Raw genomic sequence first — 25,341 nt, forward strand, 5'->3', positions numbered from 1 at the left:
GGGCAACGGGGAAGCCGAGGGAGTGACCTCGCGGGCAGCTCGGGCGTTAAGCCTGTAGCACCGGCGTGGTTGACGGGGACGGCGTCGAGCAGAGGAAGGGACCGACCGGGCTGTGTCCACCGGACGCATCAACCGCACCAAGGGAATCGCCCTCGCCGCCATCACCAGCACCGCTGTCGTAGCGGGTGTGCTGTTCATCCAGTCGGGAGCGGACGCTGATCCGAAGCCGACGCTGGAAGAGGCGAAGAAGCAGGTTGCCGCTCTGCAGCACAAGTCCGAGGAAGCCGGTGAGGCTGCCAACGACCTGCGTGGTCAGATCACTGCCTCCCAGGCTCGGTTGAAGGCCCTGCAGGCCGCTGTGAACAAGCAGCAGGCCCAGGCCGACGAGGTCAAGCGTCAGATCGGCTCGCTCGCGGTCGCCGGGTACCAGACCTCCGGGATGTCGACGACGGCCCAGTTGCTGCTCTCGCAGAACCCGGACCAGTTCCTCAGCCAGGCCTCCACCGCCCAGGCCTTCGCCGGCCAGCAGAACTCGGTGCTCCGGAAGTTCCAGGACGCGCAGGGCAAGGTCGCGGACCTGCAGGCCAGCGCCCAGAGTGAGCTCGCCTCCCTGCAGGCCGTCCAGACGCAGCAGAACAAGCTGATCGCCGAGGCGAAGGGCAACCTGGACGCCGCGGAGAAGGTGCTTGGCAAGCTCAGCGACGCCGAGCGCGCGCGGATCCGGGAAGAGAACGAGAAGGAAGCCGAGAAGGCGCGCAACGAGCGCCCGAGCCGCGACGGCGACCGGATGGACGACGATCTGCCGGTCCCGGCCAATGGTCGCGCCGGACAGGCTGTCGCGGTGGCGATGAACCAGCTGGGCGACCCCTACGTCTGGGGCGCTGCCGGACCGAGCACCTTCGACTGCTCCGGTCTGATGATGTACGCCTGGGGCAAGGCGGGCGTCTCGCTGCCGCACTCCTCGAAGGCGCAGGCCAACGAGGGCCGTCGGGTCAGCAAGAGCCAGCTGATGCCGGGCGACCTGATCTTCTTCTACAGCCCGGTCAGCCACGTCGGCATGTACATCGGCAACGGTCGGATGGTGCACGCGCCGCGCCCGGGTAAGAGCGTCGAGACCTCGTCCATCGACACGATGCCGTACAACACGGCCGTTCGTCCGGGCTGACCCGTCGGCTTGCGATACTCACCGGCTCCGGGGTCTCGACCCCGGAGCCGAGTCGTTTCACGACCGTCCAAGTGCTCTACTGTCGGAGGAGGCACGTAGTGTCGCGCCTGACTGGGGCAGGTGAGCAGCGAGGGGCTGAAGTGATCGACGAGCAGGGCGATACGGTGCCGATGCCCGCCGTCGAGGAGCCGGCTCACGACGAGCTCGGGCCATCTGAGCCCAAGCCGTTCCTCAATACATCGATCGTCAAGAAGGTCGCGATCGGTGTTGCCGTGTGCCTGGTGGCGGGTGCTGGGTACGCCGGCCTCCGTCAGGTGGCCAACGCCCCTGCCGATCCGAATGCGCCGGTGGGTGCGCATGATCCGCAGACCTCGACATCACCGGACGACGAAGCGGCAGCCGGTGTTCAGCGTGCTACCGACGGTGACGCCGTACTGCAGGCGATGGCCGACGCGGTGAAGAGTGACAGCCGCAGCGCCTTCCTGGACACGATCGACCCGCGGTCGACGGCGTTCAAGGCCAGCGCGCGGACGATCTTCGCGAACCTCGAGCAGCTCCCGATCGGGGCGTTCCAGTTCCGCTACGTGAGTGACGACACCGGTGCGCTCACGCCGGATCGCACGACCGAGCTCGGCGGTACGGCGTCCTGGCTGGCGCAGGTCGAGGTCTCGTGGCAACTTACCGGGTACGACGCCAAGCCGGCCCGCGCGATTCTCCCGGTCACGTTCGTCACTCGTGACGGCAAGACGTACGCCGCTTCGTTCTCGGAGCGCTTCGTCGCCGGCCAGCGGCGTCCGGTCTGGACGCTCGGCGCGCTCGATGTCGCCAAAGGCGATCGCAGTCTGGTGATCAGCCTGAAGTCCGAGGCCCAGGCGGAGGCGTACGTCACCGTCGCCGATCGGGCGGTCACTTCGGTGAGCAAGGTCTGGGGCAAGGCGTGGTCGCAGAAGGTGGTTGTCTACCTGCCGGCCAAGCAGTCGCAGATGGAGGCCGTGCTCGGTGCCGCGCCGAACACCTACACCCAGATCGCGGCCGTCACGATGGCCGAACTCGACCAGCCGCAGGTTGGTGCGCCGGTGCGGATCGTTGCCAACCCGAAGCTGTTCGAGGAGCTCGGCAAGCAAGGCCGCCGGATCGTGCTGACTCACGAGACCACGCACGTCGCGTCGACGGCGACCGCGTCGCCGGTGCCGTTGTGGCTGGCCGAGGGATTCGCCGACTACGTGGCATTCACCGCCGTACCGGTGCAGGACGAGTCGGCGGCGAAGGAGCTCTTCAAGGCGATCCGCGCGGGCAAGGTGCCGGCCGCGTTGCCCGATACGAACGCGTTCGCTGCCTCGTCGGCGGATCTCTCCCAGGCGTACGAGTCCGCGTGGCTGGCCTGCCGGCTGATCGCGGAACGCGACGGGCAGGCGCAGTTGGTGAAGTTCTATCGCGCGGTGCACGCGTCGAAGAGCGCGAGCGGGCTCGCTGATGCGTTCAAGTCGATCCTGGGGATGACCGAGCAGGAGTTCGTCGCCGAGTGGCAGAAGTACCTGAAGCGGCTTGCTGGTGCTTGACAGTCGTTGGGCGCCACGGGTCGCGGCCGTCGTGCTCGCGATTGCACTGGTCGTGGTGATCGTCACCACGACCCCCTGGCACCTGATCGATCTCCCGACCCCCGATCCGGCACACGATTTCACCTCGGCCGAGATCGCCCGCCAGCAGGCGTTCCGGTCCGAGCTGTTGCCGTGGTCAACGACCTCATGGGTGCTGACTGTCGTGGTACCACTCGTGATCGGCTTCAGCCCGCTGGGCCGCCGCCTGTACGACGCTCTCCGCATCAACCGCTGGTACGTCGCCGTACCGCTGCTGATCGCTGGACTCGGACTCCTCACCAGCGTGATCACGTTGCCGACCGACATCCTCGCCGAGCAGGTCACCCGGAAGTACGGCCTGTCGGTGCAGGGGTGGGGGTTGTGGGCCCGCGATCGCGCGGTGAACTGGTTGCTGGTGGCATTGGCGATGGCTGTGATCGCCGTTTGCCTGATGGGCTTGGCGAAACGACGGCAGCGGACGTGGTGGTTGCCTGCGGCCATCGTCACCGCGTTGCTGGTGCTCGGGATCTCGTTCGCGTACCCGGTGCTGGTCGAGCCGCGGTTCAATCACTTCACGTCGATGCCGGCTGGTACGCAGCGGGACGAATTCCTCAAGCTCGCGGCGGAGGACGGCGTACCGGTGAAGGACGTACTGGTCGCTGATGCTTCGCGGCGGACAACTGCCTTGAATGCTTACGTTTCCGGCTTCGGGTCGACGCGACGGCTGGTCGTCTACGACACGCTCCTGAAGCAGCCGCCGGCGCAGACGCGACTCGTGGTGGCGCACGAACTCGGGCATGCGGCCGAGGACGACGTCCTGCACGGGACGTTGATCGGGGTGCTCGGCGCCGCGTTCGGCATCGTCCTGCTCGGAGCGTTGCTCGGGGCAAGGATGGCGGATCCGCGGCGGACGGCTGCCTTGCTGGCGTTGATCGCGATCGGTACGACGGTCTCCGCACCGGTGCAGAATCTGGTCAGCCGGCGGATCGAGGCGCGCGCGGACTACCACTCGCTACGGCTGACCAACGATCCACAAGACTTCATCGCGATGCAGCACGACCTGGCGGTCACCAACATCTCCGGCCTCACACCGAGCCGCTGGCGGTACTGGATGTTCGCCTCGCACCCGACCCCGCCGGAACGGATCGCGATGGGTCGCGCCTGGGCAGACCGGTGACAGTTCTCGTTGTCACCAACGATTTTCCGCCCCGGCAAGGCGGGATCGAAACCTTCGTCCGCTCCCTGTGCGACCAGCTGCCCGACCTCGTCGTCTACACCTCCGACGAGCCAGGCGCCGCCGAGTACGACGCGATGCTGCCGTTCCCGGTGATTCGCGACCGTACGACGATGTTGCTGCCGACGCCGAGGATCACCCGACGGGCGGTCGCGTTGATGGTCGAGTACGGCGCCGACCGCGTGCTGTTCGGTGCGGCCGCGCCTCTCGGTCTGATGGGCCCGGCGCTCCGACGAGCCGGAGCCCACCGGATCGTTGCCCTCAGCCACGGTCACGAGACCTGGTGGGCGACCGTCCCCGGCACCCGTCAAGCCCTGCGCCGAATCGCGGACGCCGCCGACACCCTCACCACAGTCTCAACCTGGTGCGCCGACCAGATCGCCCCAGCCCTCTCGCCAACTGCCGTACGACGCATGCACCGCCTCAGCCCCGGCGTGGACACCCAGCGCTTCTACCCCGGATGCGGCGGAGAGCAGGCGAGTCGGGGACCACGCGTGGTCTGCGTTTCACGGCTGGTGGCTCGGAAGGGGCAGGACACGTTGATTCGGGCTTGGCCTCGGGTGTTGGCGGCGGTGCCGAATGCCACGCTGCTGCTGGTCGGGGGTGGACCGGATCGCTCCAGGTTGGAGCAATTGGCGGCGGCGACAGGCGTTCAGGCATCGGTGGTGTTCACCGGACCAGTCGCCTGGGCGGACATTCCGCCGTACCTGGATGCTGCGGATGTTTTCGCGATGCCGACCCGCACGCGGCGGTTCGGGTTCGAGCCGGAGGCGCTGGGAATCGTGACGCTCGAGGCTTCGGCGACCGGCCTGCCAGTGGTGATCGGGGACTCCGGAGGGACGCCGGACACCGTCAGACATGGGGAGACCGGGTATCTCGTCGACCCCTACAACCCGACGGCGGTGGCGGTTCGGCTGATCGAGTTGCTGAGTGATCCGGCCGAAGCACAGCGAATGGGCGAGGCGGGCCGGCGGTGGGTCACCGATGAATGGTCCTGGGAGCGGGCCGGCGCCACGCTGCGAGAGCTACTGGACAGCTAGCGCGTCCGGTCGTGTACTCTTCGAATCATGCATCAGATGTTCAGCGTTGTCGTAGCAGCCGTACGAGCTTCGTGCTCTCCGGCTGCCGCTGCCTGACATCTTCTTCCACCACCGGCGACCGGAAACGGTTCGCCGGTTTTGTCGTTCCTGACGCCAGGTGACTCGGTTCCGGTCTTCTTCCAGACAAGGACCAGACCATGACCACCACGCTGCAGAAGAGCATTACCCGCACCTTCATCGACTTCTTCCACGAGCACGGCCACATCCCGACGACCGGGTCCACGCTGATCCCGCGGCTGGGTGATCCGGTGCTGTTCACGACGTCCGGGATGCATCCGCTGACGCCGTACCTGGAAGGTGAACCGCATCCGATGGGTCGCCGCCTCGTGGGCATCCAGCGCTGCCTGCGCACCACGGACCTCGACGAGGTCGGCGACCCGACGCACCTGACCGTGTTCGAGATGCTCGGATCGTGGTCGCTCGGCGACTACGGCAGCAGCCAGACGCTCCGCTGGGGCTACGAGCTGCTGACCGAGGGCTTCGGCATCGATCCGACCCGCCTGTACGTGACGGTGTTCGGCGGCGACGAGCAGGTCCCGCTCGACCAGGAATCCCTGCGGACCTGGCAGGATCTCGGTCTCCCGATCGAGCTGACCACCGAGGACAACTGGTGGTCGAACGGCCCGACGGGCCCGTGCGGTCCCGACTCCGAGATGTTCGTGTGGACCGGCGACGGCGACCCGGAGGGTACGCCGACCACCGACGACCGCTGGGTGGAGGTCTGGAACCACGTGATGATGCGGTACCGCCGCCACGAGGACGGTTCGCTGGAGACCCTGCGGCAGCAGAACGTCGACACGGGCCTCGGGCTCGAGCGGCTGACCATGCTGCTGGAGGGCAAGGGCTCGGTGTACGAGACGAGTCTGTTCGAGCCGTGGATGCGCGAGATCCCGAAGCTGTGGACGCTCGGCACCGAGGAGCAGCGCATTGTCATCGATCACCTCAGGTCGAGCATCGTGATCGTCGGTGACGGTGTGCACCCGTCGAACACCGGTCGCGGGTACGTCCTGCGCCGGCTGATCCGCCGCGTGCTGACGCTGCTGTGGACGCACGACGACTCGAGCAGCCTGTCCGACCTGCCGCTCGAACTCTTCGAGCACACGCTGAACCACTTCCACCAGGGCGAGACGGTGACGCTGGTCCGGCGGATCCTGATCGACGAGGAGATCCGGTTCAGCAACCTGCTCGAGCGTGGCCGCAAGGTGCTCAGCCACGAGCGCTTCCACAAGACACTGAACGAGACCGACTACGAGTATCTGCACGAGACCCACGGCCTGCCTCGTGAATTGGTGGACTCGCTCAGGTGAGGCTGGGATCCAGTACGTCGGTGGGCACGGGCACCTCCGAAGGAGGCGCGACCTTCCCCACCGACGACTGGGCCACGAACGCACCGACGAGTACGATCGCCCCACCGATGATCTGGTTCGTGGTCAGTCGTTCGTTCAGCAGGATCAAGGCGAACAGGCTGGCCGCGACAACTTCGACGTACGCGACAGCTCCGGCGACAGCAGCTGACAGTCGCTGTACGGCGGCCGCTCCGGCGAGGTAGGCGATCACGGTGCTGACCCCGATCAGCCAGGCGGCCATGATCCAGCCCGGTGCATGCCGATCGCCGATCGCGATCGTGTCCGTCAGCACGTGCCACGGCGTCTTCCACGGCACCGCGATCAGCGTGAGCAGGACCGCGCCAACGACACTGCCGGCCGCGGTCATCACGAGCGGGTCGGCGACACCGGTCAGCTTGTCGATCAGGATGAAGTACGTCGCCTGGCACGCGGCCGCCGCGAGTCCGGCCAGCAATCCGATCAGGTCGATGGTCAGACCGGACCAGATCTCGGCCACCGTCGCCAGGCCGATCAGCGCGATCCCGACGCCGATGGCGGCCGAGCGCGGTACGGCGACCTTCTGCCCGAACTTGAGCCACAGCACGACCAGCACCGGCCCGGAGAACTCGAGCATCAGCGCGACCCCGACCGGTAGCCGGCTGGCCGCGATGAAGAACAGCGTCTGGCAACCGGCGATCCCGGTCAGCCCGTAGAGCACCAGCGGCTTCCAGGACGCCCGCGCGGCGCGCAGACCCGCCTTGCCCCGCAGTGCCAGCACCAGCGGGACGAGCAGCAGCGCCGCGCCCAGGATCCGCACCCAGGCGGCCTGTTGCGGCGAGAAACCGGCGCCGATCAGCGCCTTCGCGAACGGTCCCGAGCCGCCGAACGTGACGGCCGAGAAGAGCGCAAAACCGAGCCCCACCGACTTCGTGCTGTACATGGGCATAACGCTCTCATGCCCATTACATGCCTGTCGAGGCCCATCTCACCGGCGCACGTCTGACCGGCGCACGTCTGACCGGCGCTCGTCTTACAGACGCAGGTCTCACCGGCGCACGGCTCAGAGGACGTTGACCGCGCGGGCGGCGACGACGGCGACGGTGAGCAGCGCGATGGCCGACTGGATCGCCATCAGCACCTTCACCCGGGCGGTCAGCGGCATCGTGTCGGTCGGGCTGAACGCGGTCGCCGCGGTGAACGCGACGAACAGGTAGTCGGTGAACCCGGGGAGCCACTTGTCCCACCCGTCCAGGTCGACCGTCATCTGCGGGAACAGCAGGTCGGCCCGCTCCTCGGTGTGCTCGTGTTCAGGGGCCCGCGCGAAGGGCCCGCCGCGGTCGACCTCCCAGTACCAAACGCCGAAGGCAACGACGTTCGTCGCCCAGATCAGCACCGCCGCCTTCACCAGCACGACACCGTTGTTGGCGGCACCTGAGTTCAGATAGATGATCAGTTCGACCAGATAGATCGCGTTGGCCAGCACGAGGACCCCGAGCAGGGCCAGCTCGACCCAGCGCAGCCAGGGCTCGTCGCGGCGCAGGTGGAACGGGTTCATCCACACCAGCGGCAGCAGGAGCAAGGCGCCGAGCGCCGGCATCACCCAGCGCGGGAATGTCGCGATCTGGATCGGGATCAGCAGTTGCAGGATCAGTACGGCGACCACCGCGAGCGAAGCCGGCCAGCGCCGGATGTGCCGCATGTTCATCTCGCCATTATGGAGGCGTCGATGACGGCCTGGCCCACTTCGGTCCGTCGGTAGTGCACCCGATGTCCGGTACGGCGGCGTGTCGCGAGCCCGGAGTCGTGGAGCGCGGCCAGGTGTTCGGCGACCGTGGCCAGCGCCAGCCCGTGTTCCGCCGCGAGCGCACTGGTCGTGGCCGGCGGATCAAGGGCAACGAGCAGCGTGGCGCGGGTCCGTCCCAGCAAGCGGGCCAAGGGATCCGGGGGAGCGGGGGAGTCGGACCACAGCCGGGCCGCACCGCGGGCCGGATAGATCAAGGACGGTTGGTAGTTCGGGTCGACGATCATCACGAGGTGCGGCCAGGCGAAGACGCCGGGGACCAGCAACAGGCCTTGGCCGGTCAGGTCGCGATCGGGTTCGCGGTACTGGCCCGCGATCAGCCGGTCGCCCACCCAGCTCACGGTGGGATGCAGGTCGTCGAAGAGACCGGCGAGGCCGCCGCCGGTGAACTGGTTGCCGCGGTAGGCGATGTCGTCCTCGAGGACCCGGCTGATCATCGGCCAGTCGGGCTCGATCAGCGCGTGCCAGGCGCTCTCGATCTCGTCGGCCAGCCGGTCCCGGGCGCGGGCCGGATCGGCCAGCATCCGGTCGATCTCGGGTCCGCCCGGGTTGTTGAACTCGTCCCGGGAACGGATCATCTCGGTCCGGACCCGGTCGAGCGGCGTACTGCGGACCCGGGCCAGCTCGGTGCTGATCTTCGCCCGTGACGCCTTGGGCGGCGGCGTCAGGAAGTCGGGGGAGTAGCCGGTGCGCGGCTGGAGCGCCAGCAGTCCGCTCAGGTCCAGTCCGGCGGCGGCGTCCGTTTCGCCGTCACCCAGGGCGTGTACATCGGGCGGTGCTGGATTCCGTTCAGGACCCGGACGGCGGACACGGTCTCCCACAACGGTGACAGGCCGAAGCGGCAGCGCAAGGTATCGCTCTGGGTGAAACGCAGGACGGTCATCCGCCCGGACTTTCGGTCACAACCAAAAGTCTAGATTGTGCATGGACAAGTCGGACACCCTTCGGGGCGTGAGGTCCTATCGCCGTGTTCTCGGCATCCCTGGCTTGCGTAACGTGTTCGTCGCCCATGCCGTCTCGATGCTGGGCACGATCGCCGCCCAGGTCGCGTTGTCGATCCTGATCTTCGAACGCACCGGTTCACCGTTGCTGTCGGCCCTCGTTCTGGCCTGCTCGTTCCTCCCGTACGCGCTCGGCGGCATCCTGCTCTCGTCGGTCGCCGACCGCTTCCCGGCGCGGCGCGTGCTGGTGGTGTGCGATGTGCTGAGCGCGGTCTGCATCGGGTTGATGTTGATCCCGGGGCTGCCGGTTGGAGCGCTACTCGGGTTGTTGTTGGCGACTGGCGTGATCGCACCGATCTTCGCGGGCGCCCGTGCGGCGAGCCTCGCTCACCTGTTGCCGGTTGAGCTGTTCCCGGTGGGGCGATCGTTGCTGCGGGCAATCAGTCAGCTGACCGTACTGACCGGGTTCGCGCTCGGTGCGGCCGCGGTGGCGGCTGTTGGCGCACCTTGGTTGCTCGCGGTGGACGTGCTCACCTTTCTCGTCTCCGCGCTGCTGATCGGTCTCGGTACGCCGTACTCTCCGGCAGGCGAGCGGAGCCGCAGTACTGTGCGCGACTCGTGGACCGGGCTGCGGCATCTTTTCACGCATCCTCGGTTGCGGCCGCTGATCCTGCTGACCTGGGTGACGCCAGCCTTCTCGTCAGTGCCGGACGGGCTCGCAGTCGCCTACTCGGCGCAGACCGGCGCGGCGCCCGCGGCCGCCGGGGCGCTCTTTACCGGCTACGCCGCCGGCACTGTACTCGGCGAGCTTGTCGTCGCGCGGTTCACCCCTTCCACGCGACGACGGCTCGTCGTTCCACTCCTGCTAGCCACTCAGGTGCCCGCGATCGCCTTCCTGGCAACGCCTTCCGTGCCGGTCGCGGCAGTGTTGCTGGCGGTGGCGGGCAGCGGGTTCGCGTTCAACCAGGCGATCGATCCGATGATCCTCGACGCGGCCGATCCGGCGTACCGGGGTCGGTTGTTCACCGTGCAGACCAGCGGGCTGATGGCGATCCAGGGCGTGAGCATTGCGTTGGCCGGGGTCGTCGGGACGCTGATCCGGCCCAGTCTCACGATTGCCCTCGGTGGTGTGCTGGGTACGGCGGTGGTGCTTGGCATTGCGCGTCAGGCGCTCACCACAGTGCGACCTCATCCAGTGCCGACGGTCCTCTGAACACACCGGTCGGTCCGTCGGCGGGGATGGTTGCCAGCAGCACCGGTACGACGGCGCCGTCGGCCGGTGTGCGTTGACCGCGATCCACCGTGGCCTCGGTGTTGAGGTCGGTGGGGACCAGGCCGGGTGTCGCCGCGTTGACCTTGATGCCGTCGGGGCGGAGGGCACCGGCGTACAGGAGGGTCAGTGCGTTGAGGGCGGCCTTGGAGGAGCTGTAGGCGAGCAGGCCCTGGGTGTTCAGACGGCCGTCGAGGTCGGAGAGCAGGTTGACCGAGCCGAGGCCGCTCGACATGTTCACGATGCGCGCGTTCGGTGACTGGCGCAGGAGCGGGATGCCGGCCTGGGTCGTCGTGATCACGCCGAACACGTTGACGTCGTACGCCGTCCGGACCTGTGCGGCGGTGATGTCGGGGACCTTCGTGCCCCACTCGGAGACGATGCCCGCGTTGTTGATCAGGACGTCGAGTCGGCCGGAGTCGGCCTCGATGTGCTCGACGGCGGCCTGGACCGACGCCACGTCGGTGACGTCGAGCTGGACGAAGCGGACGTCCGACCCAGCCAGCTCCTCGGCTGCTGCGAGACCGAGCGCAGGGTTGCGGGCGCCCAGGTAGACGGTGAAGCCGCGGGTAGCGAGCTGACGGACGATCTCGTGGCCGATGCCTTTGTTTCCGCCCGTGACGAGGGCGACTTCGTTGCTGTTCATGGTTCCAGTGGAGCCCCGGCACCCGTCGGGGGGCCAACACCGATCAGGTACGTCGCCATACCCTGGAGGTATGGCCGAGCCCGAGATCCGTGAACTGCGGTACTTCCGCGCGGTCGCGGAGGACCTGAACATCACCCGTGCCGCCGAGCGGCTCGGCATCGCCCAGCCGCCGCTCTCACGCGCGATCCGGCAGTTGGAGCATCGGCTGGGTGTCGAGCTGTTCGACCGGTCGGGACCGCGGCTGGTGCTGACCGACGCCGGTGAGACGCTGCTGAAGGAGTCCGGTCCGGTGCTCGAGGCGCTCGATTCCGCCGTACGGCGGACGCAGCGGGCCGGCCGGGTGTCGCACGGTCCGGTGGTGACGGCGAAGCCTGGTGTCGCGACCGAACTGTTGCACCGGGTCGTCGGCGAGCTCCGGCGCGACGGTGAGCTACCGGGGATCGAGATCCTCGTGAGTGGGTTCGGGGAGCAGGCCGCCATGGTCCGCGACGGCCGGGCGGATGTGGCGCTGGTCAGCCTGCCGTTCGATCCGCGCGGGCTGGAGTGCGAGGCGCTCTACACCGAGCCGCGCGTCGCGGCGTTGCCGGCCGGGCACGAGCTGGCCGAGCGCGAGGTGTTGGAGGTCGCCGACCTGATCGGCTTCCCCGCACCGCGCTGGAACGGCGCGAGCGACGGCGACTACAACTACTGGTCCGCCGAGCCGAAGGCGCCGATCGACGGACCAGTCGTCCACGACACCTCACAGCTGCTGGAGGTGATTGCCTTCGGTCAGGCGATTGCCTTGGTGCCGCGTTCGATGGCGCTCCGGAACCTCCGGCCGGAGGTCGTGTACCGGCCGGTGGTCGGTGCCGAGCCCTACGAGATGCTGGTGGTCTGGCCGGCCGGCAGCCGATCGCCCGAGATCGCGCACTTCGTCGAAGCGGCGGTCAGGCACTCGACCGAACCACCAGCGGTGCCGTGACGAGCCGGCCGGGCTGATCAGGGTCGCCGTTGATCTCCAGCAGCGCGCGGTCGAACAGGCAGGCCGCGATGTCGCGCAACGGGATGCGCGCGGTGGTCAGGGGAGTGTCGAGCATGCCGGCGAACGGGAAGTCGTTGAAGCCGGTGACCGCGACGTCCTCGCCGACAGGGATACCGCGGCGTTGCAGGGCGCGCATGGCGACCACCGCGAAGGCGTCGTTGTCGGCGACGAGAACATCCGGGGGAGCGCTCTGCGACGAGACGTAGGCGTCCACCTGTTCCAACGAGCTGAACGGGTGGACGACGGTGTTCGGGAATTCGCGGACGAAGCCGTCCTGCCGCTGGTGAACCCACGGCAGGGAGCTGTCCGTTCTCAGGTAGAGAGCGCTGTCTCTGCCGCTGTCCCGCAGGTGCCGCGCGATGCCGGCCATCGAGGTCTCGTTGTCCACGTCGACCCAGCACTGCCGGTGCTGCGGACCCGTGCGGCCGAACGCGACGAACGGGAACCGGCGCTGACTGAGGAACTCGATCCGCGCGTCGTTCGGCATCGTCTCCAGGACCACGATCGCGTCGACCTGCCGAGCCGCGATCAGCTTCTCGTAGAGCGCTATCTCGGTTGCTCCCGCGGTCGGCGTGGTGACATGAACGCCGTACCCGGAGACCGCCGCAGCGCGCACCAGGCCGTCGAGCAGGCCGTGCAGGAACCCGCTGAGACCTGGGTTCTCCTCACTGAACTCGTCGTACAGGGGCAGACCGATGACCTGGCTGCGACCCGACGACAGCGCGCGGGCCGCGTGGTTCGGGATGTAGCCGAGCTCGTCGATCGCCGCTTGCACCGTGCGGACCGTCGGCTCGCTCACGCGGTGCGGTGCGTTCAAGACGTTCGACACCGTCATCGCGGACACCCCGGCGAGGCGCGCGACGTCCGCAACCGTCGTACGGCGTGGTCGTGATACCAATCCAGCCCCCTAGTTCCGTTCGATGCGCGCTACTCCAGCCACCGGTACGTCGATCGCCCACAGCGCAGAAGGCGTTTCCGTACGGCGATACACCTCAACCCCCGAACAGTCCGACACTACGAGGTCGACCGGTCCGGGACCGGCACCTTCGACCAGGAGTCGCGGTCCACTCCCACCGTTCACCAGCAGGACCGACCGATCGGAGTCGGCCAGCTGCACCACCGGGTCGGTGAAAGCCGCCACCACCGTCGTCGCACCGACCGCCTTCACCTGCGCATACCGCGCATCCGACCGCGAAGGCAACAACTCCCCACCTTGCAGTACGTCGAGATGCTGGCGCATGAATCCCAGCCAGTGGCGGACCACCCGATCGTGCTCGGGCGACAGCTCCGAGATGTCCATCGACACCTGGACCGTGCTGAAAAGCGCACCGATGAACTGCTGAGCCACGGTCTCCGGCGTCGCCGTCGGGTGCCACACCAGCATGTCGGAGTGCACCGCGCGATCCCCAGCGAGTAGCCGGGTGTCGATGGTCCGCACGCGATTCTCCACCGGATCCATCGCGCAGTCGCCGGCCCGCAGGAAGGTGCCGAACTGCCACAGCCGCGGGTTCACGTAGTCCTGCCGGAACTCGATCAGTACGTCGTCCCGCAGCCGCTGCACCTCGTCCCGAACGGCCTGCAGCAACCGCTCCACGCCCTCATCGATCGAGGTGCAGTCAGCATCTGGCGCATCAGGGACGGCACCTTCCCACGCCCACGAGTCGATGAAGTCGATCTTGAGGCCGTCGACACCCCAGTCACGCACCGGGCGGACGCAGCACTCGACCAGATGCTCGCGCACCTCGGGGTACCGCGGATCCAGCACCGCCACCACGTCACCGTCGGCGAACCCGAGCACGCGGTCCTTCAACCGCTCCCACGCCTTGGAGTGCACGCCGATCAGCGGCGGCGCGATCCACAGCACGTAACGCAGTCCGAGCTCGTGCACCCGCCGTACATGCTCGGCCATGTCGGGGAACTTGCCGCTGGTCGGCTCCCAGTCACCGCAGTACGCGTACCCGCGCGCGGTGCTGTCCGTCTGCCAGCCGTCGTCGACGATGATCGCCTCACACCCGTACGCCGCGCTGGCACTCGCGTGGTGCTCGACCGTCGACGCGGTCACGTGCTGATGGTCGCTGTACCAGGTCGAATACATGGCCTGCCGGCCAATCTCCGGTACGACGGCCACCCGGTCACCGAGGTCGGCCGCCCACTCGGCCGTCACACCGCGCAGCGCCTCGGCGAAATGGACGTCGCGCAGATCGATCCGGAGGACGAACCGGGCAGCGCCGTCGGTCAGCTCGATGTCGTCGGCAACCAACTCGATCAGCTGCTCGGCGGTCTCCTCGTTCACCCCGATCGCGAACTCGCAGCCGCGAACGTGCGCCGACAAGGCCACGGTCAGCAGGCTGCGGTCGCGATCGTCGACCAGACTGCCGACCGGGGCGGACCGGACCGAGTTGATCCGGCGTCGCGAACCCCAATCGGTCGGGAGCTCGCGGCGCGCGCCACACGAGGCCCGCCACAGCGTCACCGCCGACCCGGTCGGCCAGGTCCAGGTCAGCGTCACCGGACCGTCCGCGATCACCTCGAACCGCAGTACGCCGGACTCGGCGCTCGGTAGTTCTCTCACCGAGCGCGCACCGGTCGCCGTACCGGTCCGCCGCAGGGTCCCGGCCAGGATCTCGAAGCTCGTCACGGCGGCGACTATAGCGGTAAAACCGGCTCGGCTGAAGTATTGACGGAATTGGTCTACATGCTTACTTTAGCAAGGAAATTTTACCGCTAATATCCGATCTTCGAGGAGCGTCAAGTGCTCACTGTGAGCTCCGACTCCGGCTACGTCGAGGATGCCTTCGCCTGGGCGTCGCGGCGTGCTCTGGACTGGGTCCAGACCGGGAAGGCGCCCGGCAACCTGCCGTCGTACTGGGCGGGCTACCCGTCGCGGGAGATGTTCTACTCGCGCGACGTGTGCCACCAGGCGGCCGGTGCGCACCTGCTCGGCCTGGACGCCGAGAACTTCGCGATGGTCCGGCATTTCGCCCGGTCCGCGACGCCGGCCCGGAAATGGTTCCCGATCTGGGCGTTCCACTTCGACGGCCGGATCGCGGCCCTGGACTATCACGACGACGAGCACTTCGTCCGGGAGATCCCCGCGGTGTTCGACCTGTGCTACCGGGCGCTGGAACAGTACGACTGGACCGGCGACCGCCGCTGGCTCGACGACCCCGACCTCGCGGCGTACTACGCGAACAGCGTCGGCGCGTTCGTGGCGGCCCACGATGCCGATGGTGACGGCATCCCGGAGGCCGGCGGTACCGCGGACATCTTCCTCGGCACCGCGACCTACAACGAGCGGGAGGCTCCGCTCCTGATCGCGGGCGACGGCCTCGCGACGCAGTACGCCGTACTGCGCAAACTCGGCCGGGACGCCGAGGCGGACAAGATCCAGGCGACGTACGAGAGTTGGTGGGGTGGTGATCACTTCGCCCGCGGCGTGACCAAGGACGGCTTGGACTTCGACTGGGGGTTGGAGTCGCACACGTTGCCGCCGCTGTTCGGGCTCGGCGGTACCGACGAGTCGCTGGACTGGCTCGAGTCCACGATGGACTCGGACCCGCCGAAGAACATCGAGTCGCTCAGCTACTACCCCGAACTGCTGTTCAAGTACGGGCGGGACGAGTCGGCCTGGCGCTGGACCAAGCACCTGATCGACAGCCGGGACGAGTACCCGGAGATCTCGTTCACGGTCGTCGAGCACCTGGTTGCCGGCCTTCTCGGCCTGCGCCCCAGCAAGGGTGTTGCCCTGAGCATCGAATCCCACCTGCCGGAAGAGATCGGCTGGCTGACCGCCGACCACGTAAAGGTCGGCGACTGGGACCTCCGCATCACCCAGGAGGCCCGGCACACCACCGAGGTCGCCGTGCACAGCGGACCCGGGCCGCTGCCGGTGACGGTCGGCGCCGAAACACATCCCCTCGAACCGGGCCAGACCGCCCGGTTCATCCTCTAAGGAACCCCCTCATGAAGCTCCGTTTGATCCCAGTCGCCGCCGCCCTCGTGCTCGCCGCGGGCTGCGCGACCAGCAGCCAGCCCGCGAGCAACAGCAACAGCGATTCCGCCGGCATCACGTTCTCCTTCTGGGGCACGAACTCGGAGGCCGCATCGCTGAAGGCGATCGCCGCCGCCTTCGAGCAGGCCAACCCCGGAACCAAGGTGACCACCAACTGGATCCAGGCCGACTACGAGCAGAAAGTCCTGACCTCGATCGCCGGCGGCACCCAGTCGACCGTGATGGAGATCAGCAACAACAGCCTGGCCGGGTTCGTGCCCAGCTTCGCCGAGCAGCAGGTCGACCCGGGCAAGTACGTCCAGCCGAACATCTCGTCGGCCCTGCGGTTCCAGGGCAAGTACTACGCGATGCCGTTCGCGGCCAAGCCCAAGGTGATGGCGATCAACGTCGACGCCTTCAAGGCCGCCGGTGTGCCGTTGCCGAGCGCAACGACACCGCTGACCCTCGACGAGTTCAAGACACTCGCGGCCAAGCTGTCCCACGGTGACGGCAAGGCGCGCGTCTTCGGGTCGAGCAACCTGTACTACCGCGGCTGGCTCACGGCGGCCGGCGGCGGCTACTACAACGCCGACGGGACCGCCTGCACCTTCGGCGACGAGACCGGAGTGAAGGCCGCGCAGTACGTCGTCGATCTGCAGAACCAGAAGTCGGCGCCGACCTCGACCGACATCCAGGGCCAGGACCAGGCGCAGTGGTTCGCCGCGGGCCGGCTGGCGATGTTCAGCGACTTCGGACCGTGGACGGTGGCCGACTTCGCGAAGATCAGCAAGCCGAACTGGACGCTGGTCCCGGTCCCGGGCAAGGGCTTCCAGATGGAGGTCGACGGGCTCGCGATCAGCAAGAAGGCGACCGGCAAGCAGTTGGAGACGGCGAAGAAGTTCGTCGAGTTCGCCGGGACCCAGCAGATCGCGCAGGATCAGCTCATCCAGGGCAACACCGCCCTCGGCGTACCGGTGATCGCCGCGTCGTCGGGGACCTTGGAGAAGGTGCTGCCGGCCGATCGCAACCTGGCCGCCTTCACCACCGCCCTGAAGACCGGTGTCGTCGGTCCGTCGGTGGCCAAGGAGAACCAGGTCTCCGGTGATGCCGAGAAGGGCATGAACAGCTACACCCCGCTGGGCACCGGCAAGGACGACGTCGCCAAGATCCTTCCGGAGCTGTCCGACAAGTGCACGGCGGCCCTCACACAGTGAATCCGACCATTGGCTGGATCCGGGACCTGGCCGCCTCCTGGGGAGTCCCCAGCGCGCTGGTCCCGCTGGTCCCGTTCCTGCTGTTGCTGATCGTCCTGTACGCCGTCATCGGGCTGGCGGCGTACGGGGCCCGGCGACGGTGGCCGCGGGCCGACAAGACGATCGCGTTCTGGCTGTTCATCTCGCCCTGGCTGATCGGGTTCGCGATCTTCACGATCGGGCCGATGATCTCGTCGATCTTCGTCAGCCTGACGTCGTGGGACCTGATCACGCCGCCGCGGTTCGTCGGTTTCGCCAACTACACCGAGGCGTTCCAGGACCCGCGGGTCGGGCAGGCGCTCAAGGTCACCCTCCTGTACGGCGTGATCAGCGTGCCGTTGCAGACCGCGCTCGCGTTCGTGGTCGCGCTGCTGCTGAACGCCGAACTCCCCGGGATGCGGTTCTTCCGGACCGTCTGGTACCTGCCGAGCCTGGTGTCCGGCGTGGCCCAGATGGTCCTGTTCCTCTGGGTGTTCAATCCGCGGTACGGCCTCGCGAACGACGTACTGGCCAAGGTCGGGATCGAGGGACCGGGCTGGTTCAACGACTCGGCCTGGGCGTTGCCGACGGTGATCCTGATGAGCCTGTGGACGGTCGGCGGGGCGATGGTGATCTACCTGGCCGGGCTGAAGGACGTCCCGGCGAACCTGTACGAGGCGGCCGCCATCGACGGCGCCGGGACGCTGCGGATGTTCTGGCACGTGACGATGCCGCAGATGTCGCCGATCATCCTGTTCAACGCGCTCACCGGGATCATCGGCTCGCTGCAGATCTTCACCCAGGGCTTCATCGCGAACGGCGGCCCGAAGGACTCGCTGCTGTTCTTCGTCTACTACCTGTACGACAACGCGTTCAAGAACTTCCGGATGGGCTACGCCTCGGCGCTGGCCTGGATCCTGTTCGTCGTCATCCTGGCGCTGACCACGGTGACGCTGCGGGGGAGTTCGTTCGCTGTCTACTACGAGACCGAGCTGGCGACCCGGAAGAAGAGGAAGGCCTGATGAGACGCCGCAGTGTGGCCACCACGATCAGCCTGTACGTCGTCCTGGCCGTCGGCTCGGTGGTGTTCGTGTACCCGTTCCTGTGGATGATTGCCACCTCACTGCGGTCCCTGGCCGGAGTGGGCAGTTCGGGGGCGAGCGTCGTACCGCATGAGTTCTTGTGGGACAACTACCGGCGGGCGGTGACATCGTTCCCGTTCTGGCGGTACACGCTGAACTCGGCGCTGACCACGTTGATCCCGATCGTCGGGACGGTCTTCTCGTGCTCGCTGGCCGGGTTCGCGTTCGCGCGGCTGCGGGTGCGGTTCTCCGGGCTGGTGTTCGGCGTCGTCCTGGCGACGATGCTGCTGCCGGGAGAGGTGACGATGGTGCCGCAGTTCATGCTCTTCAACAACCTCGGCATGATCGACACGCTCTACCCGCTGATCCTGCCCGCGTTCTTCGGGTCGCCGTTCTTCATCTTCCTGTTCCGGCAGTTCTTCGCGCGGATGCCGTCGGAGCTGGCGGACGCCGCGGTGGTCGACGGGTGCGGATGGTTCAAGACCTTCTGGCTGGTCTACCTGCCGCTGGCCCGGCCGGCGGTGGTGGCGGTCTCGATCCTGCTGTTCATGGGGTACTGGAACAACTTCCTCGGGCCGGCGATCTACATCAACTCCGACGAGTGGAAAACGTTGCCCTTGGCCCTGGCCGGGTTCCAGTCGGTGAACGGCACGGACACCCCGTTGCTGATGGCAACCTCGCTGCTGATCACGCTGCCGTGCCTGGTGCTGTTCTTCGTCGCCCAGAAGCAGATCACGCAAGGGATTACCTTCACGGGCGGAAAGTAATCGAAGGGTTCCGGAGTGTGACCGAACCATGGACACCGTTGTCAATCTCTTCTAGCGTGGCCGCACCTTCTGCCTCCGCCCAGTTCTTTCACCATTTGGCGTGTGAGGCACCGCCCCCCACCACAGAAGGAGAAATCAATGGCTCGCAAGCTGTTGATGGTGTCCGGCCTGGCCAGTGTGGTCCTTGCCGTCGTCACCTACGCCGCCCCGGTCGCCCTCGCCGGGGCAGCACCGTCCCCATCCGCCCCCGCCGCGAGCGCTTCGGCGTCTCACGGCACGACAGCGATCGATACCCCAGCAGCCCTTCAGGGCAAGGCGAAAGTCCTCGCGCCTCCGCCCGGCGGCTGGTCGGTACCGAGTCAGCGCAACTACACCATCACGTCGTCCTGCCAGCCTTACGCAGCCGCCATTCGGCAGGGTGCCGCGGCGTGGGCCGGGCTGCGTGAAGGTGGCGGTACTCCGGTCGAGTGCCGCAACGGCTACATCACCGACTGCGGCGGCGGCAGCAATGTCGTCGGCTGCAACTGGGGTTCCGGTCAGCGCATCGCCTTGTACATGGGCGGTGTGAACGACGACGCCCTGCTGGCAGCACACGAGTTCGGCCACGACTGGTACGGCCACTCGAACGTCCAATGTGCCGCCTGGGACAGTCCCACCACGGTGATGTCACCAACCATCTGTAACTGAGTGAGGTCGGTGGTCCGGTCCGCACCTGCCGGCGGACCGGGACACTACCGGCCCAGAATCCCTTGCTCGTAACCCTTCGCGACCGCGGCCGCGCGATCATTCACGTCCAGCTTGGTGAAGATGTGGCTGAGGTGCGTCTTCACCGTGGCCTCGCTGATGAACAGCTCGCGGGCGATCTCGCGGTTCGACGTACCCTTCGCGACCAGGACGAGGACCTCGCGTTCCCGCGCGGCCAACGGGCTCGGTGCCGGCGTCTGTACGGCGGACACCAGCCGGGAAGCGACTGCGGGGGACAGGACCGCCCGCCCGGCCGCGGCCTCGCGAACGCCGAGGAACAGTTCCGCCGGGGGAGCGTCCTTGAGTAGGTAGCCGGTCGCGCCGGCCTCGATCGCGGGGACGGTGTCGGTATCGGTGTCCCAGGTCGTCAGGACGAGGACCTTCGCGCGGGCGCGGCGACGCTGTAGCTCGGCGATCGCGTCGAGCCCACTTCCACCGGGCATCCGGAGGTCCATCAGGATCACGTCGGGATCGAGCTCAGCGGCCAGCGCGACCGCCTCGACGCCGTTCGAGGCTTCGGCGAGCACGGTGAATCCCTCGGTGGACTCGAACATGCCGCGGAGTCCGTTGCGGACCACTGGGTGGTCGTCTACCAGGAGCAATGAGATCACGCGTTCCCCAGTCATCGTTCGTCGACCACCAACGGTACGCGGGCCGAGACCGCCGTACCGGCTCCTGGTTCTGCTTCCACGGTGAGTGAGCCGGCGATCCGCTCGGCGCGAGCTCGCATGCCGTCCAGGCCGAAGCCGCCGGTGCCGGTGCGGACCGGCAGGCTCAGCGGGTCGAAGCCGGAACCGTCGTCGCGAACGTCCAGCGTCACCTCGCCGTCCATGAAGCTGAGCGTCACGCCGACCCGCGACGCATTTGCGTGCTTCCCGACATTCGCCAGCGCCTCCTGGGTGATTCGGAGCAGGGTCGCGGAGATCTCGCCGTGCAGCTGTTGCGCCGTGCCAGTGACGGTCAATTCCGTGTGTACGCCGGTCCGCTCGGCCCACTGGTCGACCGTCTTGCGCAGCGTCTGCGGCAGGCCGTCGTGCGAAAGCCCTTCTGGGGCTAGGTTCTGGACCGATCGGCGGGCCTCGCCGAGGCTGTGCCGGGCGAGGTCGGTCGCGCGGCCGACATGCTCCTCGGCGACCTTCGGATCCGTGGTCGTCGCGACCACTTGGAGCTGGGCGATGATGCCGGTCAGCCCCTGCGCGAGGGTGTCGTGGATCTCCGCGGCCAGCCGTCGACGTTCGTCGGCGACCCCGGCCTCGCGAGCCTGGATGAGGAGCTGCGTGTGCAGAGCGGCGTTCTCCGCCTGCGCCTGCTGGAGTTCGGCGATCGTCGCCGCGCGCGCCCGCGAGCGCTCCTCCTCCTGCTCGGCCATCCGGCCGACGAAGTTCAGCAACGCGTTGTTGGCCGTGAGCAGGCACGCGAACACGATCCAGCCCACCGGCCCGTCGGTCGGGATACCCCCGACCTGCGCGAACGAGATCGGCACCGAGCAGGCGAACAGCGCGAACCGCCGCCGGCGCTTGCCGGGAATGAAGGTGGCGGAGTCGAAGTACCCGGCGGCCATGAAGAACGCGAAGAAGCCGTTCAGCAGCGCGAGCGTGGCGCCGAGCAACCAGCGGACCACGAAGTAGGTCACCGAGAGCGCATCCGGGCGGGAGCGCCGAGGGCCTGCCCACAACCAGAAGAGCTGCAGGACCGCGGTCGCGGCGACCACCACGACGATGAGCTGCTGCTTCCAGGGCTCCGGTGTGATCACGTCTTTGGTGACGAAGGCCAGAATGCCGGCGATGACGAGCAGCAACGGCGACGCCAGGCGATTGAACATCGCCCGGCGCCGATCGATGGCGCGGTCGCTTGCTGTCGTCACAGCCTCAGTCTGCACGAGTGGAGCTCACTCCCACCGGAACCAGCGCATCGCAGCGGCCGACAGGACAATCGCCCAAGCAGCCAGTACGCCGAGCTGTGACCAGGCCGGCCAATCACCGGCCGCTGCCTCGCCGAGTGCCTTCGCGGCCGCGCCGAACGGCGTGAGGGTGATGATGCGGGCCATCGCGTCCGGCATCGCCTGCACCGGCACCCACACGCCCGTGGTGAACAGCGCGGGGAAGTAGGCGATGGTGCCGATCGCGGAAGCGATCTTGGCGGTCCGCGCGACGGCGGTGATCAACGCGCCCAGGGACAGCGCTGCGGCCGCGGTAAGGACGAGTGTGAGTACATAGCCGATCGGCTGACTCGGCAACTTGACGCCGAACGCGATCCGGCCGATCGCGAGGCAGAGTACGACGGACGCCAGCGCCGCGCCACCGGCCAGGACTACCTGCGCGGACAGCAGGGCCGACGGACGGACCGGAGTCGCCGACATCCGGCGCAGGATGCCTCGTTCGCGGTACCCGGTGAGGACCGGCGGCAGCATCTGCAGGCTGGTTGTCACCACTGAGACCAGGACCAGAACCGGCACGTAGACGTCGATCAGCCGCAGCCCGCCGAGCCCCGGATCGGCCTTCCGGAAGGACGTGATGGAGCCGAGAATCACGAGCAGGATCGAGGGAAACGCCAACCCCCAGAACAGGACGCCGGGCTCGCGCCAGAACAACCGGGTCTCGGTACGCAGGACAGCGGCGTACGGCGAAGTCCTTCGGGTCGGTGTGGTCGCGATCGTCGTCATGAGGTGGCTCCGGTGAGGTTCAGGAAGGCATCGTCCAGGGTCGCGTCGGTGACGCGGAGTTGGTGGGCGGTGATGTGGTGCCGGGCGAGCAGCGAGATGACCGCGTTGACGGTCTCGTCGGATCCGCTCAGGGTGATCCGGCCGTTCTTGTGCTCGACCGAGGCGAGCGCGGGAAGCGCGGCCAACTCCTCGTCGTCGACCGGGGACGACGGCGTGAACGAGATGACGGTCGCGCCCGCGGAGCGCGCGATCAGACCCTGCGGGGTGTCGAGCGCGGTGATCCGGCCCTGGTCGATCAGCGCGATCCGGTCACACAACCGCTGCGCTTCCTCCATGAAGTGCGTGACCAGCAGCACCGTGACCCCGCGCGCCCGGACGTCCTCGACGACCTCCCAGGTCTCACGGCGAGCCCGCGGATCGAGCCCGGTTGTCAACTCGTCCAGTACGACGATCCGCGGGTTGCCGATCAGCGCGAGCGCGATAAACAACCGCTGCTTCTGACCACCACTCAGTACGCCGAACCGCTTGGGCAGCAGCGCAGTGAGCCCCAACCGCTCCGCGAGCGACCGCCATTCGGCCGGCCGCGGGTAGAAAGCGGCGTACAGCTCAAGGGCCTCCTGCACAGTGAGCTTGGCCTGCAGCTCACTCTCCTGCAACTGCGACCCCAGCACCTCGGTGACCGCCTTGCGGTCACTGGCCGGGTCCAGCCCGGTCACCCGCACCCGACCGCTGTCGGGCACCCGCAACCCCGAGATGCACTCGACCGTGGTGGTCTTCCCCGCGCCATTCGGCCCGAGGATCCCGAAGATCTCGCCCTCACCAACCGTGAACGACACGTCGTCCACGACGGTCCGACCGCCGTACGACTTCCGCAGACCACTGACCTCGACAACCGGATTCATACCCTGAGCCTGCCGGTCGAGCCCCTGGCTCGGCATCGCCCGACAAGCTCGACCCGGTATCAACCGATCGGCTGATGGCCTACTTCGTGTAGAGGGCTTCCACGTCGTCGCCGTGGTTGGCCATGACGATGTGGCGGCGCAGCGAGAGCTTGAGGGACAGCTCGCCCGACTCCTGCGTCCAGTCGATGGGGAGGATCTGGAACTTGCGGATCGCCTCGGCCTTGGAGACCGAGTTGTTGGCCTCGTCGACGGCCTTCTGGATCTCGGCGATCAGGTCGGCGTCGTCGGTGAGCGAGGCGACGTCGGTGGGCTTGCCGCGCTCGGTGGCCCACGGCACGATCGTTTCGGGGTCGATGGTGACCAGGGCGGCGATGAAGGGCTTGCCGTCGCCGACCACCATGCACTGGCTGACCAGCGGGTGCAGGCGGATCTGGTCCTCGAGGACGGTCGGGGCGACGTTCTTGCCGCCGGCGGTGACCAGGATCTCCTTCTTGCGGCCGGTGATCTTGATGAAGCCGTCGACGTCGAACTCACCCAGGTCGCCGGTGTGGAACCAGCCGTCACCGTCGATCGCGGCCGCGGTGGCGTCGTCGTTCTTCCAGTAGCCCTGCATGACCTGGCCGCCCTTGAAGAGCAGCTCGCCGTCGTCCGCCACGCCGACCGTCACACCAGGAAGCGGCCGGCCGACAGTGCCGATGCGGATGTCGTCGGGCAGGTTCACCGCGACGGCGGCGGTGGTCTCGGTCAGGCCGTAGCCCTCGAGGACCGGTACGCCGATGCCGCGGAAGAAGTGGCCGAGCTTGTCACCGAGCGGTGCGCCGCCGGAGACGGCGTACTGGACCTTGCCGCCGAGGACCGCGCGGAGCTTGCTGAAGACGAGGCGGTCGAACAGCGCGTGCTTGGCCTTCAGGCCGAACGACGCGCCGCCCTTGTCCTGCGCCTGCGAGTAGGCGATCGCGGTCTCGGCGGCGGCGTCGAAGATCTTGCCCTTGCCGCTGGAGTGCGCGTTCTGGCTGGCCGAGTTGTAGACCTTCTCGAAGACCCGCGGCACGCTCAGGATGAAGGTGGGCTGGAACGACCCGAGGTCGGGGACCAGATTCTTCACGTCCGGGCTGTGCGCGACCTTGACCCGCCGCATCACGCAGCCGACCTGGATGATCCGGGCGAACACGTGCGCCAGCGGGAGGAACAGCAGCGTGCTCGCGCCGGTGGTGTCGAAGAGCTCGTCGAGGATCTTGACGGCCGGCTCGAGCTCGGCCAGGAAGTTCCCGTGGCTGATCCGGCAGCCCTTCGGCCGGCCCGTCGTACCGGAGGTGTAGATCAGCGTCGCCAGGTCGTCCGGTGTTACCGCGGTCCGGCGCTTGTCGTAGTCGGCGTCGGTGACGTCGCGGCCGAGCTCGGTGAGCTGGTCGACCGCACCGGCCTCGATCTGCCAGACCTCCTGCAGGGCAGGGGCCTCGGCGCGGGCCGACTCGACGACGGCACCGTGGGTGGCGTTCTCGACGATCGCGACGACGGCTTCGGAGTCGGTCAGGATCCACTGGATCTGGGAGGCCGAGGAGGTCTCGTAGATCGGCACGGTGACGGCGCCGATGCTCCAGATCGCGTAGTCGATCAGAGTCCACTCGTAGCGGGTGGGGCTGAGCAGTGCGACCCGCTCGCCGTGCTTCACACCGGCCGCGATCAGGCCCTTGGCGACCCCGGTCACCTCGGCGGCGAACTCGGCTGCCGTCACGTCTTGCCAGGCATCACCCGCACGCTTGCTGAACACCGCGGTGTCCGGGTGGGAGGACGCGTTCGCCCACACAGGATCGCTCAAGCTGCCGCCGGGCGGCTCAGTCACAGCAGGAACGGTGTACTCACGCATCCGCGTCTCCTCAG

At 67.8% G+C, this 25,341-nt stretch carries 24 protein-coding genes; 13 read left to right on the top strand and 11 right to left on the bottom strand.

Translation table 11 applies throughout. The features are described from left to right. The first annotated feature begins 112 nt into the window (after positions 1-112). The 5 genes from ACIA49_RS14805 to ACIA49_RS14825 all read left to right on the top strand — a co-directional run bounded on the left by ACIA49_RS14805 (position 113) and on the right by ACIA49_RS14825 (position 6,383). Complete coding sequence (locus ACIA49_RS14805) at positions 113-1,165, top strand: NlpC/P60 family protein (protein ID WP_396377678.1); 1,053 nt, start codon at positions 113-115, stop codon at positions 1,163-1,165. A gap of 98 nt (positions 1,166-1,263) precedes the next feature. Next, positions 1,264-2,724, top strand: a complete 1,461-nt coding sequence (locus tag ACIA49_RS14810; RefSeq protein WP_396377679.1) for a hypothetical protein — start codon at positions 1,264-1,266, stop codon at positions 2,722-2,724. After that, the gene (locus ACIA49_RS14815; protein WP_396377680.1) at positions 2,717-3,919 is read left to right on the top strand and encodes a M48 family metallopeptidase; all 1,203 of its coding nucleotides are present in this window, start codon (positions 2,717-2,719) and stop codon (positions 3,917-3,919) included. Before ACIA49_RS14810 ends, ACIA49_RS14815 begins: the two co-directional genes overlap by 8 nt. Then, complete coding sequence (locus ACIA49_RS14820) at positions 3,916-5,016, top strand: glycosyltransferase family 4 protein (protein ID WP_396377681.1); 1,101 nt, start codon at positions 3,916-3,918, stop codon at positions 5,014-5,016. The genes ACIA49_RS14815 and ACIA49_RS14820 overlap by 4 nt, the downstream gene beginning before the upstream one ends. Positions 5,017-5,213: 197 nt before the next feature. Then, positions 5,214-6,383, top strand: a complete 1,170-nt coding sequence (locus tag ACIA49_RS14825; RefSeq protein ID WP_396377682.1) for an alanine--tRNA ligase-related protein — start codon at positions 5,214-5,216, stop codon at positions 6,381-6,383. Here the strand turns inward: ACIA49_RS14825 and ACIA49_RS14830 are convergent. Then, positions 6,376-7,341 carry an EamA family transporter gene (locus tag ACIA49_RS14830; protein ID WP_396377683.1) on the bottom strand — a complete coding sequence of 322 codons (966 nt, stop codon included), beginning with the start codon at positions 7,339-7,341 and terminating at the stop codon, positions 6,376-6,378. The two genes, ACIA49_RS14825 and ACIA49_RS14830, sit on opposite strands and share 8 nt — an antisense overlap. A gap of 26 nt (positions 7,342-7,367) precedes the next feature. Here ACIA49_RS14830 and ACIA49_RS14835 point away from each other — a divergent pair, with 26 nt between their 5' ends. After that, positions 7,368-7,475, top strand: a complete 108-nt coding sequence (locus ACIA49_RS14835) for a pentapeptide repeat-containing protein (protein WP_396377684.1) — start codon at positions 7,368-7,370, stop codon at positions 7,473-7,475. Here the strand turns inward: ACIA49_RS14835 and ACIA49_RS14840 are convergent. Continuing rightward, positions 7,462-8,106, bottom strand: coding sequence for a hypothetical protein (locus tag ACIA49_RS14840; protein ID WP_396377685.1), 645 nt, complete (start codon positions 8,104-8,106; stop codon positions 7,462-7,464). The two genes, ACIA49_RS14835 and ACIA49_RS14840, sit on opposite strands and share 14 nt — an antisense overlap. Continuing rightward, complete coding sequence (locus ACIA49_RS14845) at positions 8,103-9,023, bottom strand: DUF5937 family protein (protein ID WP_396377686.1); 921 nt, start codon at positions 9,021-9,023, stop codon at positions 8,103-8,105. Before ACIA49_RS14845 ends, ACIA49_RS14840 begins: the two co-directional genes overlap by 4 nt. A 130-nt stretch (positions 9,024-9,153) precedes the next feature. On the opposite strand from ACIA49_RS14845, the gene ACIA49_RS14850 reads away from it, so the two are divergent. Next, a complete protein-coding gene (locus ACIA49_RS14850; RefSeq protein WP_396377687.1) occupies positions 9,154-10,356 on the top strand; it encodes an MFS transporter in 1,203 nt (400 codons plus the stop codon). Here the strand turns inward: ACIA49_RS14850 and ACIA49_RS14855 are convergent. Beyond that, positions 10,316-11,059, bottom strand: coding sequence for an SDR family oxidoreductase (locus ACIA49_RS14855; RefSeq protein WP_396377688.1), 744 nt, complete (start codon positions 11,057-11,059; stop codon positions 10,316-10,318). The two genes, ACIA49_RS14850 and ACIA49_RS14855, sit on opposite strands and share 41 nt — an antisense overlap. A 70-nt stretch (positions 11,060-11,129) precedes the next feature. Here ACIA49_RS14855 and ACIA49_RS14860 point away from each other — a divergent pair, with 70 nt between their 5' ends. Beyond that, positions 11,130-12,020 (top strand): LysR family transcriptional regulator, encoded by an 891-nt coding sequence (locus tag ACIA49_RS14860; protein WP_396377689.1) that lies wholly within the window; start codon positions 11,130-11,132, stop codon positions 12,018-12,020. Here ACIA49_RS14860 and ACIA49_RS14865 read toward each other — a convergent pair. Both ACIA49_RS14865 and ACIA49_RS14870 read right to left on the bottom strand, forming a co-directional pair. After that, positions 11,986-12,978 (bottom strand): LacI family DNA-binding transcriptional regulator, encoded by a 993-nt coding sequence (locus ACIA49_RS14865; protein ID WP_396377690.1) that lies wholly within the window; start codon positions 12,976-12,978, stop codon positions 11,986-11,988. The two genes, ACIA49_RS14860 and ACIA49_RS14865, sit on opposite strands and share 35 nt — an antisense overlap. Positions 12,979-12,987: 9 nt before the next feature. Further along, complete coding sequence (locus ACIA49_RS14870) at positions 12,988-14,718, bottom strand: glycoside hydrolase family 36 protein (protein ID WP_396377691.1); 1,731 nt, start codon at positions 14,716-14,718, stop codon at positions 12,988-12,990. A 114-nt stretch (positions 14,719-14,832) separates the two neighbouring features. Here ACIA49_RS14870 and ACIA49_RS14875 point away from each other — a divergent pair, with 114 nt between their 5' ends. The 5 genes from ACIA49_RS14875 to ACIA49_RS14895 all read left to right on the top strand — a co-directional run bounded on the left by ACIA49_RS14875 (position 14,833) and on the right by ACIA49_RS14895 (position 19,839). Beyond that, a complete protein-coding gene (locus ACIA49_RS14875) occupies positions 14,833-16,032 on the top strand; it encodes a hypothetical protein (RefSeq protein ID WP_396377692.1) in 1,200 nt (399 codons plus the stop codon). Between the two features lie 11 nt (positions 16,033-16,043). Beyond that, complete coding sequence (locus ACIA49_RS14880; protein WP_396377693.1) at positions 16,044-17,285, top strand: extracellular solute-binding protein; 1,242 nt, start codon at positions 16,044-16,046, stop codon at positions 17,283-17,285. Then, positions 17,282-18,325 carry a carbohydrate ABC transporter permease gene (locus tag ACIA49_RS14885; protein ID WP_396377694.1) on the top strand — a complete coding sequence of 348 codons (1,044 nt, stop codon included), beginning with the start codon at positions 17,282-17,284 and terminating at the stop codon, positions 18,323-18,325. The genes ACIA49_RS14880 and ACIA49_RS14885 overlap by 4 nt, the downstream gene beginning before the upstream one ends. Next, positions 18,325-19,152: a carbohydrate ABC transporter permease gene (locus ACIA49_RS14890; protein WP_391542130.1), complete on the top strand. Its 828-nt coding sequence runs from the start codon at positions 18,325-18,327 to the stop codon at positions 19,150-19,152. Before ACIA49_RS14885 ends, ACIA49_RS14890 begins: the two co-directional genes overlap by 1 nt. Positions 19,153-19,290: 138 nt before the next feature. Further along, positions 19,291-19,839 (top strand): hypothetical protein, encoded by a 549-nt coding sequence (locus tag ACIA49_RS14895; RefSeq protein ID WP_396377695.1) that lies wholly within the window; start codon positions 19,291-19,293, stop codon positions 19,837-19,839. Between the two features lie 44 nt (positions 19,840-19,883). Here the strand turns inward: ACIA49_RS14895 and ACIA49_RS14900 are convergent, their stop codons facing one another. From ACIA49_RS14900 to ACIA49_RS14920, 5 genes are all read right to left on the bottom strand, one after another. After that, entirely contained in the window at positions 19,884-20,522 is a 639-nt protein-coding gene (locus tag ACIA49_RS14900; protein ID WP_396377696.1) for a response regulator, read from the bottom strand. Beyond that, entirely contained in the window at positions 20,519-21,760 is a 1,242-nt protein-coding gene (locus ACIA49_RS14905) for a sensor histidine kinase (protein WP_396377697.1), read from the bottom strand. The genes ACIA49_RS14900 and ACIA49_RS14905 overlap by 4 nt, the downstream gene beginning before the upstream one ends. A 24-nt stretch (positions 21,761-21,784) precedes the next feature. Beyond that, positions 21,785-22,558 carry an ABC transporter permease gene (locus tag ACIA49_RS14910; protein WP_396377698.1) on the bottom strand — a complete coding sequence of 258 codons (774 nt, stop codon included), beginning with the start codon at positions 22,556-22,558 and terminating at the stop codon, positions 21,785-21,787. Continuing rightward, positions 22,555-23,460, bottom strand: coding sequence for an ABC transporter ATP-binding protein (locus ACIA49_RS14915; protein ID WP_396377699.1), 906 nt, complete (start codon positions 23,458-23,460; stop codon positions 22,555-22,557). Before ACIA49_RS14915 ends, ACIA49_RS14910 begins: the two co-directional genes overlap by 4 nt. A 79-nt stretch (positions 23,461-23,539) precedes the next feature. Continuing rightward, positions 23,540-25,327 (bottom strand): AMP-dependent synthetase/ligase, encoded by a 1,788-nt coding sequence (locus ACIA49_RS14920; protein WP_396377700.1) that lies wholly within the window; start codon positions 25,325-25,327, stop codon positions 23,540-23,542. Between the last annotated feature and the right edge of the window lie 14 nt (positions 25,328-25,341).

It is taken from the genome of Kribbella sp. NPDC051587, from assembly GCF_044453945.1.
Taxonomy (GTDB): Bacteria; Actinomycetota; Actinomycetes; order Propionibacteriales; family Kribbellaceae; genus Kribbella.

Excerpts from the sequence above, each read along its gene's own strand:
- ACIA49_RS14825 (WP_396377682.1), top strand. The coding sequence starts at position 5,214 with ATGACCACCACGCTGCAGAAGAGCATTACCCGCACCTTCATCGACTTC.
- ACIA49_RS14830 (WP_396377683.1), bottom strand. The coding sequence starts at position 7,341 with ATGTACAGCACGAAGTCGGTGGGGCTCGGTTTTGCGCTCTTCTCGGCC.
- ACIA49_RS14835 (WP_396377684.1), top strand. The coding sequence starts at position 7,368 with ATGCCTGTCGAGGCCCATCTCACCGGCGCACGTCTGACCGGCGCACGT.
- ACIA49_RS14840 (WP_396377685.1), bottom strand. The coding sequence starts at position 8,106 with ATGAACATGCGGCACATCCGGCGCTGGCCGGCTTCGCTCGCGGTGGTC.
- ACIA49_RS14855 (WP_396377688.1), bottom strand. The coding sequence starts at position 11,059 with ATGAACAGCAACGAAGTCGCCCTCGTCACGGGCGGAAACAAAGGCATC.
- ACIA49_RS14860 (WP_396377689.1), top strand. The coding sequence starts at position 11,130 with ATGGCCGAGCCCGAGATCCGTGAACTGCGGTACTTCCGCGCGGTCGCG.
- ACIA49_RS14880 (WP_396377693.1), top strand. The coding sequence starts at position 16,044 with ATGAAGCTCCGTTTGATCCCAGTCGCCGCCGCCCTCGTGCTCGCCGCG.
- ACIA49_RS14890 (WP_391542130.1), top strand. The coding sequence starts at position 18,325 with ATGAGACGCCGCAGTGTGGCCACCACGATCAGCCTGTACGTCGTCCTG.
- ACIA49_RS14895 (WP_396377695.1), top strand. The coding sequence starts at position 19,291 with ATGGCTCGCAAGCTGTTGATGGTGTCCGGCCTGGCCAGTGTGGTCCTT.
- ACIA49_RS14900 (WP_396377696.1), bottom strand. The coding sequence starts at position 20,522 with ATGACTGGGGAACGCGTGATCTCATTGCTCCTGGTAGACGACCACCCA.
- ACIA49_RS14910 (WP_396377698.1), bottom strand. The coding sequence starts at position 22,558 with ATGACGACGATCGCGACCACACCGACCCGAAGGACTTCGCCGTACGCC.
- ACIA49_RS14915 (WP_396377699.1), bottom strand. The coding sequence starts at position 23,460 with ATGAATCCGGTTGTCGAGGTCAGTGGTCTGCGGAAGTCGTACGGCGGT.
- ACIA49_RS14920 (WP_396377700.1), bottom strand. The coding sequence starts at position 25,327 with ATGCGTGAGTACACCGTTCCTGCTGTGACTGAGCCGCCCGGCGGCAGC.